Origin of the sequence: Streptomyces sp. NPDC046881 (assembly GCF_040645015.1) — a bacterium.
In the GTDB taxonomy this organism is placed as follows: domain Bacteria; phylum Actinomycetota; class Actinomycetes; order Streptomycetales; family Streptomycetaceae; genus Streptomyces.
Genome location: NZ_JBEYXJ010000038.1, coordinates 1 through 17,454 on the forward strand (window position 1 = coordinate 1; position 17,454 = coordinate 17,454).

Annotated in this window: 2 protein-coding genes; both read right to left on the minus strand. The window is 75.7% G+C overall.

Annotated features, from left to right (window positions below; all coding sequences use genetic code 11):
* Positions 1 to 1,383: beta-ketoacyl synthase N-terminal-like domain-containing protein (locus tag ABZ923_RS19830; RefSeq protein WP_361473232.1), on the minus strand; the 1,383-nt coding region annotated here is incomplete at its 3' end.
* Positions 1,384 to 1,429: 46 nt separating this feature from the next.
* A complete protein-coding gene (locus tag ABZ923_RS19835) occupies positions 1,430 to 17,446 on the minus strand; it encodes an SDR family NAD(P)-dependent oxidoreductase (protein ID WP_361473235.1) in 16,017 nt (5,338 codons plus the stop codon).
* Between the last annotated feature and the right edge of the window lie 8 nt (positions 17,447 to 17,454).

Below are 17,454 nucleotides of genomic sequence, written 5' to 3' on the forward strand. Positions count from 1 at the left end.
CTCGGCAGCGGGCTCCTCCGGGGCCTGCTCCAGGATCAGGTGGGCGTTGGTGCCGCTGACGCCGAACCCGGAGACGCCCACCCGGCGCGGCCGGTCGATCTCCGGCCAGAGGCTGGTGTGGTGGAGGAGCCGGACGGCGCCGGCGTCCCAGTCGACGCGGGTGCTGGGCTCGTCGGCGTGCAGGGTGGCGGGCAGGATGCCGTGGCGCAGGGCCTGGACCATCTTGATGACACCGGAAACGCCCGCGGCGGCCTGGGTGTGGCCGACGTTGGACTTCAACGAGCCGAGCCACAGCGGCTGTTCGCGATCCTGGCCGTAGGTAGCCAGCAGGGCCTGGGCCTCGATCGGGTCACCCAGGACCGTACCCGTGCCGTGGCCCTCCACGGCGTCCACGTCGGCCGGGGTGAGGCCGGCCGCGGCCAGGGCCTTGCGGATGACGCGCTGCTGCGAGGGGCCGTTCGGAGCGGTCAGGCCGTTCGAGGCACCGTCCTGGTTGACCGCGCTGCCCCGGATGACCGCCAGCACCCGGTGGCCCTTGCGCTGGGCCTCCGACAGCCGTTCCAGGACGACCACACCGGCGCCCTCGGCCCAGCCTGTGCCGTCGGCCGTGTCGGCGTACGACTTGCAGCGGCCGTCGGCGGCGAGGCCGCGCTGGCGGGAGAAGTCCACGAAGGTGTGGGGGGTCGCCATGACGGTGGCGCCGCCGGCGAGCGCCATGGAGCACTCGCCGCGCCGCAGGGCCTGGGCGGCGAGGTGGATGGCGACCAGGGACGAGGAGCAGGCGGTGTCCACGGTCACGGCCGGGCCCTCGAAGCCGAACACGTAGGAGATGCGGCCGGAGGCGACGCTGCCCGCGCCGCCGGTGCCGGCGTAGCCCTCCAGTTCCGGCGGGAGGTTGCCGCCGAAGAAGTAGTCGACGCCCATGATGCCGTTGAAGACGCCGACGTCCGCGCCCTTCAGGGAGAGCGGGTCGATGCCGGCCTGTTCGAGGGCCTCCCACGAGGTTTCCAGCAGCAGGCGCTGCTGCGGGTCCATCGCGAGCGCCTCACGCGGGGAGATGCCGAAGAACTCGGCGTCGAACAGGCCGGCGTCGCGCAGGAAGCCGCCCTGGCGGGCATAGGTGGTGCCCGTCGTGTCCGGGTCGTCGTCGAACAGTGCGTCCAGGTCCCAGCCGCGGTCGGCGGGGAAGTCGGACACGGCGTCCCGGCCCTCGGCGACCAGGCGCCACAGCTCCTCCGGCGTCGTCACACCGCCGGGCAGCCGGCAGGCCATGCCGACGATCGCGACCGGCTCGTCCGCGTTCCGCCGGACCTGCCGGCGCAGGTCGTGCAGTTCGGTCGTGACGCGCTTGAGGTACTTGAGGAGTTCCTGCTCTGTGGCCATCTTCCATTCCTCACCGAGGGTTTGACGGTCCGCGAAGGGGGGTCGGTCAGACGATTCCGAGTTCGTCGTTGATGAAGTCGAGGACTTCATCGGCGGAGGCGGATTCCAGTTGGTCCGCCACGGCGGAACCCTCTGTCTCCTCGACCGCTCCGTTGCACTTCGCGACCAGGCCCTGGAGACGAAGCACGATGTCGGCCTTCTTGGACTCGTCGGAAAGCAGTCCGGCGATCAGCGACTCGATGTCCTCGATCTTTTCGTGCACCAGCGACAGGGCGTCGTTGGTGGTGCCCAGTTCCGCGTGGAGGTGGCGGGCCAGAGCGAGCGGGTTCGGGTAGTCGAACACGACGGTGGCGGCGAGCTTGAGTCCGGTGGTCTCGCGGAGCCGGTTGCGCAGTTCGACGGAGGTGAGCGAGTCGAATCCGGCGTCCTTGAACGCCGTCTCGGGGCCGACGTGCTCCGCCCCGGCGTGGCCGAGGACGGTCGCGACGTGCCCGCGGACGAGGTCCAGGAGCAGGTTCTCCTGCTCGGCCGGGGCGAGTCCGGCGAGCCGGCGGGTGAGTCCGCCGGTGCTGTCCCCGGCCGTGGCGCGGGCCGGCTGGCGGCCGGTGCGGACCAGGCCGCGCAGCAGGGGCTGCACGGCGCGTCCCGCTGTCGCGTCGGCGCGCAGGGCCCTCAGGTCCAGCTTGATGGGGACCAGGAGCGCCTCGCCGGTGTCCAGGGCCGCGTCGAGGAGCCGCATGCCCTCGGCGGGGCCGATGGGCAGGACACCGCCCCGGCTCATCCGGGCCTGGTCGGCGGCGCCCAGGTGGGCGGTCATGCCGCTGGTCTGCTCCCACAGGCCCCAGGCGAGGGAGGTGGCGGGCAGGCCGGCCGCCCGGCGCCGGGTGGCGACCGCGTCGAGGTAGGCGTTGGCGGCCGCGTAGTTGCCCTGGCCGGCCGAGCCGAACAGGCCGGACGCCGAGGAGAAGACGGCGAACACCGTCAGGTCCCGGGTGCGGGTCAGTTCGTCCAGGTGCCGTACGGCGCTCACCTTGGGGGCGAAGACCGTGGCGAGGCGTTCGGGCGTCAACGCGCCGATCACGCCGTCGTCGAGGACACCGGCCGTGTGGATCACGCCCGTCAGCTCCGGGACGGAGTCCAGCAGCCGTGCCACCGCGGTGCGGTCGGACACGTCCGCGGCCACCAGGTCCACCGACTCCGCTCCCAGCTCGGCCAGTTCGGCCGCCAGCTCGGTGGCGCCCTCGGCCTCGGCACCGCGCCGGCCGGCCAGCACCAGGTGCCGTACGCCGTGGCGCTCGACCAGGTGCCGGGCCACCAGCGCGCCCAGCGAGCCGGTACCGCCGGTGACGAGCACCGTGCCCTCGGGCCGGAATGCGACGGCCGGCTCGCTCTCCGGCGCCCGGACCAGCCGCGGCACCGACAGCACCGGGCCGCGCACGGCCACCTGGGGCTCACCGGAGGCGAGGACCGCGGCGAGGAGGTCGTCGACGGGGGTGTCGGTGGCCGGGTCCAGGTCGAGCAGGACGATCCGGCCGGGGTTCTCGGCCTGGGCGGCGCGGACCAGGCCCCAGACGGCCGCGCCGGCCCCGTCGGTCAGCGTGGCGGCGTCGCCCGCGGGCACCGCGCCCCGGGTCACCACCAGCAGCCGCGCGTCCTCGAACTCGGGGTCGGCGAGCCAGGCCTGGACGACCTCCAGTGCGGCGGTGGTCCGGGCGAGCGCCTCCTCGTCGCCGTCGCCGGAGCCCTGGAGGTCCAGGACGGCGGCCTCGGGCACCTCGCCCTTCAGCGCGGTGACCTCGGCGGCGCCGGCGACCCGCGTCCAGGCGGGGGCCGTCGTCGGGGCCGGTGCCGCGAGTTGGGTCCAGGCGACGCCGAACAGGGCGTCGCGGCCCTGGTCCGCCGTCGCGGCGGCGTCGAGCTGGTCGACGTCCACCGGGCGGAAGGTGACCGAGTCGACGGTCAGGACGAGGCCGCCGTTCTCGTCGGTGGCGACGAGGGACAGCACGTCGGTTCCGCGCGGTGTGATCCGCACCCGCAGGGCGGCGGCGCCGGCGGCGTGCAGGGCCAGGCCGTTCCAGGAGAACGGCAGGACGTTGTGTCCGTCGTCGGGCTGGGCGAAGGCGTCGGTGTGCAGGGCCGCGTCCAGCAGGGCGGGGTGCAGGCCGAACCGGGCGGCCTCGTCGCGCTGCTCGTCGGGCAGGGCGACCTCGGCGTAGATCTCCTCGCCGCGCCGCCACACCGCGCGCAGCCCCTGGAAGGCGGGGCCGTAGGCGTAGCCGTGGCTCGCCAGGTCGGCGTAGAAGGCGGCGGGGTCGAGGTCGACCGGTTCGGCGCCGGCCGGCGGCCAGACCGTGGTGTCGAGGGCGGGGGTGTCCGCCGCCGACGTGGTCAGGGTGCCGGTGGCGTGGCGGTTCCAGGCGCCGGTGCCGATCTCGCCGGCGGTGTTCTCCCGGGCCGAGTAGACGGCCACGCTGCGCAGGCCGTCGTCGTCCGGTCCGCCGACGGCGACCTGGACGCGGACCCCGCCCTGCTCGGGAACGACGAGGGGGGCCTCGATGACGAGTTCGTCCAGCACTCCGCAGCCGGCCTCGTCACCGGCGCGTACGGCGAGTTCGACCAGGCCGGTGCCGGGTACCAGGACGACTCCGCCGACGGCGTGGTCGGCGAGCCAGGGGTGGGTGCGCAGGGACAGCCGGGAGGTGCAGAGCACCCCGCCGGTCTCGGGGACCTCCACGACCGCGCCGAGCAGCGGGTGGTCGGCCGTGCTCTGGCCGAGGGCGACCGCGTCGGTGGCGGGCGCCATGTGCAGCCAGTAGTGCTGGTGCTCGAAGGCGTACGTCGGCAGGTCCACGCGGGCCTCGGTGGCGCCCTCGGGCAGGGCGGCCGCCCAGTCGACCCGCGCGCCGCGGACGAACAGCTCGGCGACGGACAGCAGGAGCGTCTGGACCTCGCCGCGTTCGTCGCGCAGTGCGGGCACGCTCACCGCGTCCTCGCCCGCCGACTCGGCGATGGCGCCGGTCAGCGCGCCGCCGGGGCCCAGTTCCACGAACACCTGGCCGCCGGAAGCGGCGATCCCCTCGGCGAACCGCACGGGGCGGCGGACGTGGTCGACCCAGTAGGCCGGGTCCGTCAGGCGGCCCGGTTCGGCGATCCGGCCGGTCACGTTGGACACCACCGGGATAGTCGGCTCGTTCCAGGTCAGTCCGGACAGGGCCTGGGCGAAGCCGGCCAGCATCGGCTCCATCAGCGCCGAGTGGAAGGCGTGCGAGACGGTGAGCCGCTTGGTACGGCGGCCCTGCTCGCGCAGCTTCTCCACCACGGCCACGACGGCTCCCTCGTCACCGGAGAGGACCACCGAGCCGGGCGCGTTGACCGCGGCGAGGTCGACGCCCGCGCCGAGGTAGTCCTCGATCTCCGCCTCGGTGGCGGCGACCGCGACCATCGCGCCGCCCGGCGCCAGGGCCTGCATCAGCCGGCCGCGGGCCGCGACGAGCGCCGCCGCGTCCCGGAGCGACAGCACGCCGGCCACATGGGCCGCGACGACCTCGCCGATGGAGTGCCCGGCGACCACGTCGGGGCGTACGCCCCAGGACTCCACGAGCCGGAACAGGGCCGTCTCCAGCGCGAAGAGGCCGGCCTGGGTGAACACCGTCTGGTCCAGCAGGCCGCCGCCCGCGTTGCCGACCTCGCCGAAGACGACGTCCTTGACGGGGTGGTCCGCCCAGCCGGTGAGCTGCGCGTCCAGGGCGGCGCAGGCCTCGTCGAGGGCGTCGGCGAAGACCGGGTAGCGGTCGTACAACTCGCGGCCCATGCCGAGGCGTTGCGAGCCCTGGCCGGGGAAGACGAAGACCGTGCCGCCGGTGCTCTCGGAGCCGGTGACCACGGTCGGCGAGGGCTCGCCGGCGGCGAGCGCCGCCAGACCGGACACCGCCTCCTCGCGCGAGCCGGCGACGACCACCGCGCGTTCGGACAGCACCGCCCGCCGGGCGACGAGCGCTCCGGCGACGGCCGCCGGCGCGGCCTCGGTGTCCCGGACGAACGCGGCGAGCCGGGCGGCCTGTCCGGCGAGTGCGGCGGCGCTGCGGGCGGAGACCACCACCGGCAGCACGCCGTCGGCCGGCGCCGCGGGTGCCGCGGCCGGCTCCTCGGGGGCCTGCTCCAGGATGACGTGGGCGTTGGTGCCGCTGACGCCGAACGCGGAGACGCCGGCCCGGCGCGGGCGGCCGGTCTCGGGCCAGTCGCGTGCCGCGGTGAGCACCTCGACCGCGCCCGTCGACCAGTCCACCTCGGTGGACGGCCGGTCGACGTGCAGGGTGGGGGGCAGCACCGCGTGGCGCAGCGCCTCGACGGTCTTGATGACGCCGGCGACGCCGGCGGCGGCCTGGGCGTGGCCGATGTTGGACTTCACCGAGCCGATCCACAGCGGCTCGTCGCGGTCCTGGCCGTAGGTGGCGAGCAGGGCCTGCGCCTCGATCGGGTCGCCGAGGACGGTGCCCGTGCCGTGTGCCTCGACCGCGTCCACCTCGGACACCGACAGTCCGGCGCCGGCCAGCGCCTTGCGGATGACGCGCTGCTGCGAGGGACCGTTCGGGGCGGTCAGGCCGTTGGACGCGCCGTCCTGGTTGACGGCGCTGCCCCGGAGCACCGCGAGGACCCGGTGGCCCTTGCGGCGTGCCTCGGAGAGGCGTTCCAGGACGATGACGCCCGCGCCCTCGGCCCAGCCGGTGCCGTCGGCGGAGGAGGAGAAGGCCTTGCACCGGCCGTCGGGCGAGAGGGCCTGCTGACGGGAGAACTCCACGAAGGTGTACGGGTTGGCGAGGACGGTGGCGCCGCCGGCCAGGGCCATCGAGCACTCGCCGTTGCGCAGGGCCTGCGCGGCGAGGTGGATGGCGACCAGCGAGGAGGAGCAGGCGGTGTCCACGGTCACCGCGGGGCCTTCCAGGCCGAAGACGTAGGACACCCGGCCGGAGGCCACGCTGCCCGCGGAGCCGGTGGCGGTGAACCCGGCGAGTTCCGGCGGGAGTTCGCCGCCGAAGCCGTAGCCCTGGGTCATCACGCCGGAGAACACGCCGACGTCCGTGCCCTTCAGGGAGAGCGGGTCGATGCCGGCCCGCTCCAGCGCCTCCCAGGAGGTTTCCAGGAGCAGCCGCTGCTGCGGGTCCATGGCCAGCGCCTCGCGCGGGGAGATGCCGAAGAAGCCCGCGTCGAAGAGGCCGGCGTCGTAGAGGAAGCCGCCCTGGTCGACGTACGACGTCCCGACGCGTCCAGGGTCGGAGTCGAACAGGCCCTCCAGGTCCCAGCCGCGGTCGGACGGGAAGCCGGACATGGCGTCCCGGCCCTCGGCCACCAGCCGCCAGAGGTCCTCGGGGCTGCTGACACCGCCGGGCAGCCGGCAGGCCATGCCGACGATGGCGATCGGCTCGCCGGGGTCGGCCGCCGCGACGGCCGGTTCCGGGGCGGCCGGGACGGCGGTGACGTGCCCGAAGTGGCTGTGCAGGTGGCGGGCGAGGGCGAGCGGGGTCGGGTAGTCGAAGACGACGGTCGTCGGCAGGCTGAGGCCGGTGGCCTCACGGATGCGGTTGCGCAGTTCGACGGAGGTGAGGGAGTCGAAGCCGGCGTCCTTGAACGCCTTCTCCGCCCTGACCTGGTCGGCCCCGGCGTGGCCGAGGACGGTGGCGACCTGGCCGCGGACCACGTCCAGCAGCAGTGCCTCCTGCTCGTCCGGGGTGAGTCCGGCGAGCCGGTCGGCCAGGCCGCCGCCGCTGCGGTCCGCGGCGGCCGTCCGGGCGGCCTGCCGGGTGACCCGGATCAGGCCGCGCATCAGGGGCTGGACCGTGCCGCCGGAGGCGGCGTCGGCGCGGGCGGCCCGCAGGTCCAGCTTGATCGGGACGACGAGGGCCTGTTCGGCGCCGAGGGAGGTGTCGAAGAGGGCCAGGCCCTCCTCGGGGGTGAGGGCGCGGACCCCGCCCCGGCCCATGCGGGCCTGGTCGGCTGCGCTCAGGTGGGCGGTGAGGCCGGTGCTCTGCTCCCACAGGCCCCAGGCCAGCGACACGGCCGGGAGTCCGGCGGCGCGGCGGCGGGCCATGAGGCCGTCGAGGTAGGCGTTGGCGGCCGCGTAGTTGCCCTGGCCGGCCGAGCCGAACAGGCCGGCGCCGGAGGAGTAGACGGCGAACACCGTCAGGTCCCGGGTGCGGGTCAGTTCGTCCAGGTGGGCGGCGGCGTGGGCCTTCGGGCCGAAGACGTCCGCCATCCGTTCGGGGGTGAGGGCGCTGATGACGCCGTCGTCGAGGACACCGGCCGTGTGGATCACGCCCGTCAGCTCCGGGACGGAGTCCAGCAGCCGTGCCACCGCGGCGCGGTCGGACACGTCCACGGCCACCAGGTCCACCGACTCCGCTCCCAGCTCCGCCAGTTCGGCCGCCAGCTCGGTGGCACCCTCGGCCTCGGCACCGCGCCGGCCGGCCAGCACCAGGTGCCGTACGCCGTGGCGCTCGACCAGGTGCCGGGCCACCAGCGCGCCCAGCGAGCCGGTACCGCCGGTGACGAGCACCGTGCCCTCGGGCCGGAACGCGACGGCCGGCTCGCTCTCCGGCGCCCGGACCAGCCGCGGCACCGACAGCACCGGGCCGCGCACGGCCACCTGGGGCTCACCGGAGGCGAGGACCGCGGCGAGGAGCGGTTCGACGGCGGTGCCGTAGGCGATGTCCGGGTCGGTGTCGGTGTCGATCAGGACGATCCGGCCGGGGTTCTCGGCCTGGGCCGCGCGGACCAGGCCCCAGACGGCCGCGCCGGCCGGGTCGGTCACCGCGTCGTCACCGCCGGCGGGCACGGCCCCCCGGGTCAGCACGACCAGCCGGGACTCCTCCAGGCTGGGCGCGGCGAACCAGGCCTGGAGCATGGCCAGGATCCGGTTGGCCTGGGCCAGGGCGCCGTCGGCGCCGGCGTCCGGGCTGCCGTCGGGCGTCACGGCCTCGACCACGGCGACCAGGGGGCCGGTCGCCGCGCCGGCGAGGATGCCGACCTCGTCCGCCTGGAACAGCGGCACCCACTGCGGCACCTGTGCCTCGGCGGGGGCCGCGGGCAGCTCCGTCCACTCGACGCGGTACAGCGAGTGGCCGCTGTCGCCCCGGGCCGCCGTCAGCCGGTCGGCGGAGATTGGCAGGAAGCCGAGGGCGTCCAGGGTCACGACGAGCCCGCCGGTCTCGTCGGCGGCCTCCAGCGTGAGCCGGCCGGCGCCGGACGGCGCGAGCCGCACGCGGAGGGTGGTCGCGCCGGTGGCGTGCAGCGTGAGCCCCTGCCACGTGGCGGGCTGCCACAGCCGCTGTCCGGCACCGTCCGGGTCGGCCGTGGCCGCGTGCCGCAGGCCCGACTGCACGGCGGCGTCGAGCAGCGCGGGATGGATGCCGAACCGCTCGGCGCCGGCCCGCTGTTCCTCGGGCAGCGCGACCTCGGCGAAGACCTCGTCCCCGCGCCGCCACAGCGCCCGTACGCCGCGGAAGGCGGGGCCGAACGGGTGGCCGAGGCGGAGCAGGTCGTCGTAGAGCTCGTCGGTGTCGGCCGGGCGGGCGCCGGTGGGCGGCCACAGGGTCAGGTCGGCGCTCGCCTCCGCGGCGGTGAGCGGGGCGGGCGACAGCCGTCCGGTGGCGTGCCGGGTCCATGCGGCGGGCTCGGTGTCCTCGCCGGCCGCGTAGACGTCGACGGTGCGGGCGCCGCTGTCGTCGGGGCCGCCGACGGCGACCTGGACGCGTATGCCGCCCTCCTCGGGCAGCACCAGCGGGGTCTCGACGGTCAGCTCGTCCAGGGTGGCGGTGCCGGCCTCGTCGCCGGCGCGCAGGGCGAGTTCGGCCAGGGCGGAGGCGGGGACGACGATCGCGCCGCCGACGACGTGGTCGGCCAGCCAGGGGTGGGTGCGCGGGGAGAGACGGGAGGTGAAGACCAGCCCGTCGGACTGGGGCAGCGGGACGACCGCGCCCAGCAGGGGGTGGTCGGCGGCGGACTGGCCGAGCGAGGCGGCGTCCGTCGCGGGCGCGGTCTTCAGCCAGTAGTGCCGGTGGTCGAAGGCGTACGTCGGCAGGTCCACGGGGGTGTCGCCGGCGCCCTCGGGCAGCACACCGGTCCAGTCGACGGCGACGCCCCGGACGAACACCTCGGCCATCGACGTCAACAGCCGCCGCAGGCCGCCTTCTTCGCGGCGCAGTGAGCCGGTGGCCACCGCGTCCGCCCGTGTCTCGTCCACGATCTCGCTGACCGGCTGGACGAGGACCGGGTGGGCGCTGGACTCGACGAACACCGTGTGGCCCTCGGCGAGCAGCGCTTCGACGGCCGGGCCGAAGCGGACCTGCCGGCGCAGGTTCCGGTACCAGTAGTCGCCGTCGAGGACGCCCGCCTCGCGCACCCACTCGCCGGTGACCGTGGAGAAGAACGGCACCAGCGGTGCCTGGCTGCGGATGTCCGCGAAGGCCTCCGCCAACGCCCCTTCGATCGCCTCGACATGGCGGGTGTGGGAGGCGTAGTCCACCGCGACCCGGCGCACGCGCACACCGTCGGCCTCCAGCGCGGCCAGCGCCTCGTCCAGCGCCTCGGCGTCACCGGCGATCACCACGGAGGAGGGGCTGTTGACGGCGGCGACCTCGACCCGCCCGTCCCAGGCGGTGATCCGCTCGGCCGCTTCGGTCGCGGAGAGCGCCACCGAGGCCATGCCGCCCCGGCCGGCCAGCTCCCCGGCGATCACCTGACTGCGCACGGCCACGATCCGCGCCGCGTCCTCCAGCGACAGCGCACCGGCCACGCACGCGGCGGCGATCTCGCCCTGCGAGTGGCCGACCACCGCGTCCGGTACGACCCCGACGGACGCCCACACGGCGGCCAGGGCGACCATCACGGCGAAGCTCGCCGGCTGGACCACGTCGACGCGGGCGACGAGGCCGTCGTCGGCCTCGCCGCGGAGCACGGCCTCCAGGTCCCAGTCCACCCAGGGTTCCAGGGCCCGGGCGCACTCGGTGATCCGCTCGGCGAACACCGGGGAGGTCTCCAGCAGTTCCCGGCCCATGCCGGTCCACTGCGAGCCCTGCCCCGGGAAGACCAGGGCCGTCCGTCCGGCCGCTGCCCCGGCGCCGGTCAGCAGGCCGGCGGCCGACTCGCCGCGGGCCAGCGCGCCCAGCCCGGCAGCCGCCTCCTCGCGGGTCCCGGCGACGACCACGGCCCGCTCGGACAGGACGGCCCGGCGCGTCGCCAGGGCGGCCGCGACGTCCGTGAGGGACGCGTCCGTGCCGGCCGCGAACGCGGCCAGGCGCTCCGCCTGTGCGGCCAGCGAGCCCTCGGAGGCCGCCGACACCACCAGCGGCACCACACCGTCGTGCGGCGCCGGTGCGGCGGCCGGCTCCTCGGGTGCCTGCTCCAGGATGAGGTGGGCGTTGGTGCCGCTGATACCGAAGGAGGAGACGCCGGCCCGGCGCGGGCGGCCGGCGTCGGGCCACTCCCGCTCATCGGTCAGCAGCTCGACGGAGCCCGCCGACCAGTCGACCTGCGGGGTCGGCTCGCTGACGTTCAGGGTGGGCGGCAGGACGCCGTGGCGCAGCGCCTGCACCATCTTGATGACACCGGCGACACCGGCGGCGGCCTGGGTGTGCCCGATGTTGGACTTCAACGAGCCGAGCCAGAGCGGCTGTTCGCGGTCGCGGCCGTAGGTGGCCAGCAGGGCCTGCGCCTCGATCGGGTCGCCGAGCGCGGTGCCCGTGCCGTGCGCCTCGACGACGTCGACGTCCGTGGCGGCCAGCCCGGCGGCCGCCAGCGCCCGGCGGATCACCCGCTGCTGGGAGGGGCCGTTCGGGGCGGTCAGGCCGTTGGAGGCGCCGTCCTGGTTGACCGCGCTGCCGCGGACGACCGCCAGCACCTGGTGCCCGTTGCGGCGGGCCTCCGACAGACGCTCCAGGACGACGATGCCGACGCCCTCGGAGAGGATCGTGCCGTCGGCGCCGGCGGAGAAGGCCTTGACCCGGCCGTCGGCGGCCAGGCCGCGCTGCCGGGACATGCCGAGCACCCCGATGGGCGAGCCCATCACGGCGACACCGCCGGCCAGCGCCAGGGAGCACTCGCCCTGCCGCAGCGCCTGGGCCGCCAGGTGCATGGCGACCAGCGAGGAGGAGCAGGCGGTGTCCACGGTCACCGCGGGGCCCTCGAAGCCGAAGACGTACGACACCCGGCCCGAGGCCACGCTGCCGGCGGTCGCGGTGGTGACGTAGCCCTCCAGCTCGGGAGGCATGTTGCTGAGGGACTCCAGGTAGTCGTGGATGGAGACGCCGGAGAAGACGCCGACGTCGGCGCCGCGGGTCGAGCTGGGGTCGATGCCGGCGTTCTCCAGGGCCTCCCAGGTCGCCTCCAGCAGCAGCCGCTGCTGCGGGTCCATGGCCAGCGCCTCGCGGGGGGAGATGCCGAAGAACTCGGCGTCGAACTCGGCGGCGCCGTGCAGGAATCCGCTCTTGTGGACGTAGGCGGTGCCGGCCTTGTCGGGGTCGGCGTCGAACAGCTCGTCCAGGTTCCAGCCGCGGTCGTCGGGGAACTCCGTGATGCCGTCGCGGCGTTCGGTGACCAGCCGCCACAGGCCGGCCGGGTCGGTGACGCCGCCGGGCAGCCGGCAGGCCATGCCGACGATCGCGATCGGCTCGTCCGGGTCGGTCGTGACCACGGTGGGCGCGGCGGCGCCGGCCGCGCTCTCGCCGAGTTCCTCGCGCAGGTGGCGGGCGAGCGCCACCGGGGTCGGGTAGTCGAAGATGAGCGTGGCGGGCAGCTTGACGCCGGTGGCGGCGGAGAGCCTGTTACGCAGTTCGATCGCGGTGAGCGAGTCGAAGCCGATGTCGCCGAAACCGCGGGTGCCCGCGGCGAGTTCGGGTCCGCTGAAGCCGAGGACGCCGGTGGCCTCGGCCTGGATGATGCCCAGCAGGACGGCTTCCTGGTCGGCTTCGGCGAGGCCGGCGAGGCGGCGCAGCAGCCCGCTGCCGTCGCCGGCCGCGGCCCGGGCGGAGCGCCGGCCGGCCCGGACCAGGCCGCGCAGTAGGTGCGGCACGGCGGCGCCCGCGGCGGCGTCGGAGCGCAGGGCGCGCAGGTCCAGCTTGATCGGGACCAGCAGGGCGCGGTCGGCGCGCAGCCCGGTGTCGAGGAGGGCGAGGCCCTCCTCGGGGGTGAGGGCGAGGACACCGCCGCGGCTCATGCGGGCCTGGTCGGTCTCGCTGAGGTGGGCGGTGAGGCCCGTGCTCTGCTCCCACAGGCCCCAGGCGAGGGAGACGCCGGGCAGGCCGGCCGCGCGGCGGTGGGCCATCAGGGCGTCCAGGTAGGCGTTGGCGGCCGCGTAGTTGCCCTGGCCGGCGGAGCCGAGGAGGGCGGCGGCGGAGGAGAACACCACGAACGAGCGGAGACCGGGGGCGAGTTCGCGGGTCAGCTCGTCCAGGTGCCGTACGGCGGTGGCCTTGGGGGCGAAGACCCCGGCGATCCGCTCCTCGGTGAGCGCGCTGATCACACCGTCGTCCAGGATGCCGGCGAGGTGCACCAGACCGGTCAGCGGGTGCTCGGCCGGGACGGCGCGCAGCAGTCCGGCGACCGCGTCGCGGTCGGAGACGTCACAGGCGACGACGGAGACGGCCGCGCCGAGTCCGATCAGCTCGGCGGTGAGTTCGGCGGCGCCGTCGGCGTCGGGGCCGCGCCGGCCGGCCAGCACCAGGTGCCGTACGCCGTGCCGGCCGACCAGGTGCCGGGCGACGAGCGCGCCGAGCGAGCCGGTGCCGCCGGTGACGAGGACGGTGCCGTCGGGGTCGAAGGCGGCCGTGCCCTCGTCCGCGGGGTCCTCGGTGCCGGCCTGGGCGTCGGCCGCGGTCGGCTCGGTGCCGGTCGTACCGGCCGGGTCCGCCGTCTCGGCGCGGACCAGGCGGGGCGCGGACAGGGCGGTGCCGCGGACGGCGAGCTGGGGTTCGCCGGCGGCGAGGAGCTGGGCGAGGACGGGGCCGGCGCCGGTGGCGGCGGCCGGGTCGAGGTCGACCAGGATCACCCGGTCGGGGTTCTCGGCCTGGGCGGCGCGGACCAGGCCCCAGACGGCGGCGCCGGCCGGGTCGGTGACGGCGCTGTCGCCGCCCGCTGCCACCGCGCCCCGGGTGGCCACCACCAGCCGGGCGGCTTCCAGCCCGGGGGTGGCCAGCCAGGCCTGGAGGACGCGCAGGACGCGGGTGGTGAGGGTCTGGGCGTCGGCGCCGTCGCTGTCGGCGTCGAGGATCGCGGCGCCGGGGGCGCTGTCGCGGGCGGTGAGCGCGGTGACGTCGTCGGCGTCGGCGACGGTCACCCAGGCGGGCGCCGTGGTGACGCCCTCGGCGGCGGGCAGGTGCACCCAGTCGACGGCGAACAGGGCGTCCCGGTGGGCGCCGGCCGCGGCCCCGAGCTGCTCGGCGGAGACCGGCAGGGACACCAGGGAGTCCATGGTGAGGACGAGGGCGCCGGTCTCGTCGGCGGCCTGGAACGACAGGGCGTCGGGACCGGCGGGCGCGACCCGGACCCGCAGCGCGGAGGCGCCCTCGGCGTGCAGGACGAGCCCGTTCCAGGCGAACGGCAGGACGTTGCGGTCGTCGTCCGGGTTGGCGAAGGCGTTGGTGTGCAGGGCGGCGTCGAGGAGGGCCGGGTGGATGGCGAACTTGTCGGCGTTCTCCCGGTGGTCCTGCGGCAGGGACGCCTCGGCGAAGAGTTCCTCGCCGCGCCGCCACACTCCGCGCAGGCCCTGGAAGGCGGGGCCGTAGGAGTAGCCGCGGGCGACGAGGGCGGCGTAGAAGTCGTCGATGGCGACGGGTTCGGCGCCGGGCGGCGGCCAGGCGGCGTAGTCGACGGCGGGCGTGGTGAACTGCGCGGGGCTGCCGGACAGCAGGCCGGTGGCGTGCCGGGTCCACTCGCCGTGGCCGTCGTCGTCGGTGGCGTCCTCGCGCAGCGAGTACACGTCGACGGTGCGCGAGCCGTTCGGGGTGGCGCCGCCGACGGCGACCTGGACGCGGACGCCGCCCTGCGGGGGCAGGACCAGGGGCGCCTCGATGACGAGTTCTTCGAGGGTGCCGCAGCCGAACTCGTCGCCGGCGCGGACGGCGAGGTCGACGTAGACGGTGCCGGGGACGATGACCACGCCCTGCATGGCGTGGTCGGCGAGCCAGGGGTGGGTGCGCAGGGAGAGGCGGGAGGTGAAGACCAGCCCGTCGGTCTGGGGCAGCGGGACGACCGCGCCGAGCAGCGGGTGGTCGCTGCCGGTCACGCCGAGGGAGGCGGCGTCACCGCCGTTCGCGGTGAGCTGGATCCAGTAGTGGCGGCGGTCGAAGGCGTACGTCGGCAGGTCGACGTGGGCGGTGCGGGCGGCCTCGGGCAGGACGCCCCGCCAGTCGACGGGGAGGCCGGCCGCGAACACCTCGGCCATGGAGGTGAGCAGCCGGCGCAGGCCGCCGTCGTCGCGGCGCAGGGAGCCGGTGACCACGGCGTCGGCGGTGTCGGTGGCGTCGGCGATCCCGGTGACGGGCTGGACGAGGACGGGGTGGGCGCTGGACTCGACGAACACCGTGTGGCCCTCGGCGAGGAGCGTCTCGACGGCCGGGCCGAACCGGACCTGCCGGCGCAGGTTCCGGTACCAGTAGCCGCCGTCCAGGACACCGGCCTCGCGGACCCACTCGCCGGTCACGGTCGACAGGAACGGGATCGCCGGCGCCGCGCCGCGGATGTCCGCGAAGGCCTCGGTCAGGGCCTCCTGCACGGCCTGGACGTGCCGGCTGTGCGAGGCGTAGTCGACGGCGATGCGGCGCACCCGCACGCCCTGGTCCTCGAAGGCGTCCAGGACCTCGTCGAGGGCCTCGGCGTCACCGGCGACGACGACGGAGGCCGGCCCGTTGACGGCGGCGACCTCGACGCGGTCGGCCCACCGCTCCAGCCGGGCGGTGACGTCGTCCTCGGCGAGCGCGACGGACGCCATGCCGCCGAGCCCGGCGAGCCGGCCGCGGATGACCTGGCTGCGGACGGCGACGATGCGGGCGGCGTCGTCCAGGGTGAGCGCGCCGGCCACGCAGGCGGCGGCGATCTCGCCCTGCGAGTGGCCGACCACCGCGTCCGGTACGACCCCGACGGAGGCCCACACGGCGGCCAGGCCCACCATCACGGCGAAGCTCGCGGGCTGGACGACGTCCACGCGGGTCAGCAGGTCGGGGTCGGCCTCGCCGCGCAGCACGGCCTCCAGGTCCCAGTCGACCCAGCGGTCCAGGGCCCGGGCGCACTCCTCGACGCGGGCGGCGAAGACCGGTGAGGTGTCGAGCAGTTCGCGGCCCATGCCGATCCACTGGGTGCCCTGGCCGGGGAAGACCAGGACGGTCTTGCCGGCGCCGGCCGCGCCGGCGGCGCCCCGGACGGTGCCGGGGGCCTGCTCGTCGCGGGCGAGGGCGGTGAGCGCGGCCAGGGCCTCGTCACGGGTCCCGGCGACCACGACCGCGCGTTCGCCGAGGACGGCGCGCCGGGTGGCGAGGGTGCCGGCGACGGCCGCGAGCGGGGTGTCCGGGTCGGCCTCCAGGAAGGCGGCGAGACGGCCGGCCTGCCCGGTGAGGGAGGCGGCGGAGGCCGCGGACACGACCAGCGGCACGACACCGCCGTCCGTCGCGGAGGGCTCCGGTGCCTCCTCGTCGGGGGCCTGTTCCAGGATCAGGTGGGCGTTGGTGCCGCTGGCGCCGAACGAGGACACGCCGGCGCGGCGCGGGCGGCCGGTGGCGGGCCACTCCCGGGCGTCGGTGAGCAGTTCCACGGCGCCGGAGGACCAGTCGACCTGCGGGGTGGGGGCGTCGATGTGCCGGGTGGCCGGCATCAGGCCGTGGCGCAGCGCCTGGACCATGTTGATGACGCCGGCGACACCGGAGGCGGCCTGGGTGTGGCCGATGACGGACTTGACGGAGCCCAGCCGCAGCGGCTGTCCGGCGGGGCGGTCCTGGCCGTAGGTGGCGAGGATGGCCTGGGCCTCGATGGGGTCGCCGAGGACGGTGCCGGTGCCGTGGCCCTCGACCATGTCGACGTCGGCGGTGGTCAGTCCGGCGCCAGCCAGCGCCTTGCGGATGACCCGCTGCTGCGAGGGGCCGTTGGGGGCGGTCAGGCCGTTGGAGGCGCCGTCCTGGTTGACGGCGGAGCCGCGGATGACGGCGAGGACGCGGTGGCCGCGCTCGCGGGCCTGGGACAGCGTTTCGAGGAGGACGACACCGACGCCCTCGGCCCAGCTGGAGCCGTCGGCCGCGGCGGCGTAGGACTTGCAGCGGCCGTCGAAGGCGAGGCCGCGCTGGCGGGCGAAGCCGACGAAGCCGCCGGGGGTGGACATCACGGTGGAGCCGCCGGCGAGCGCCATGGAGCACTCGCCGCGGCGCAGCGCCTGCATGGCGAGGTGGATGGCGACCAGGGAGGAGGAGCACATGGTGTCGACGGTGACCGCGGGCCCCTCCAGGCCCAGGGTGTAGGCGACCCGGCCGGAGGCGACGCCGCCCGCGGTGCCGAGGGCCCGCTCCAGGCTGAGGAAGTCCTCGTGGCCGCTCAGGTCGGGGGCGTAGTCCTGGTGGACGATGCCGGCGAACACCCCGGTGTCGCTGCCGCGCACGGAGTGCGGGTCGATGCCGGCGCGTTCCAGGGTCTCCCAGGACACTTCGAGCAGCTGGCGCTGCTGGGGGTCCATGGCGAGGGCCTCGCGGGGCGAGATGCCGAAGAACGCGGCGTCGAACTCGCCGGCGTCGTGCAGGAAGGCGCCCTCGCGGACGTACGTGGTGCCGGGGTTGTCCGGGTCGGGGTGGTAGAGCCCCTCCAGGTCCCAGCCGCGGTCCTCCGGGAACGTCGTGTAGACGTCGGTGCCGTCGGTCACCACCCGCCACAGGTCCTCGGGGGTGCGGATGCCCCCCGCGTACCGGCAGGCCATGGAGACGATGGCGATGGGCTCGGCAGCGACCGCCGCGAGTTTGCTGTTCTCCTGCTGCAGGCGCGCGTTCTCCTTGAGGGAGGCGCGCAGCGCGTTGACGATCTGGTCGTCCGGGCCCGACATATCCGTCC

Excerpts from the sequence above, each read along its gene's own strand:
- ABZ923_RS19835 (WP_361473235.1), bottom strand. The coding sequence starts at position 17,446 with ATGTCGGGCCCGGACGACCAGATCGTCAACGCGCTGCGCGCCTCCCTC.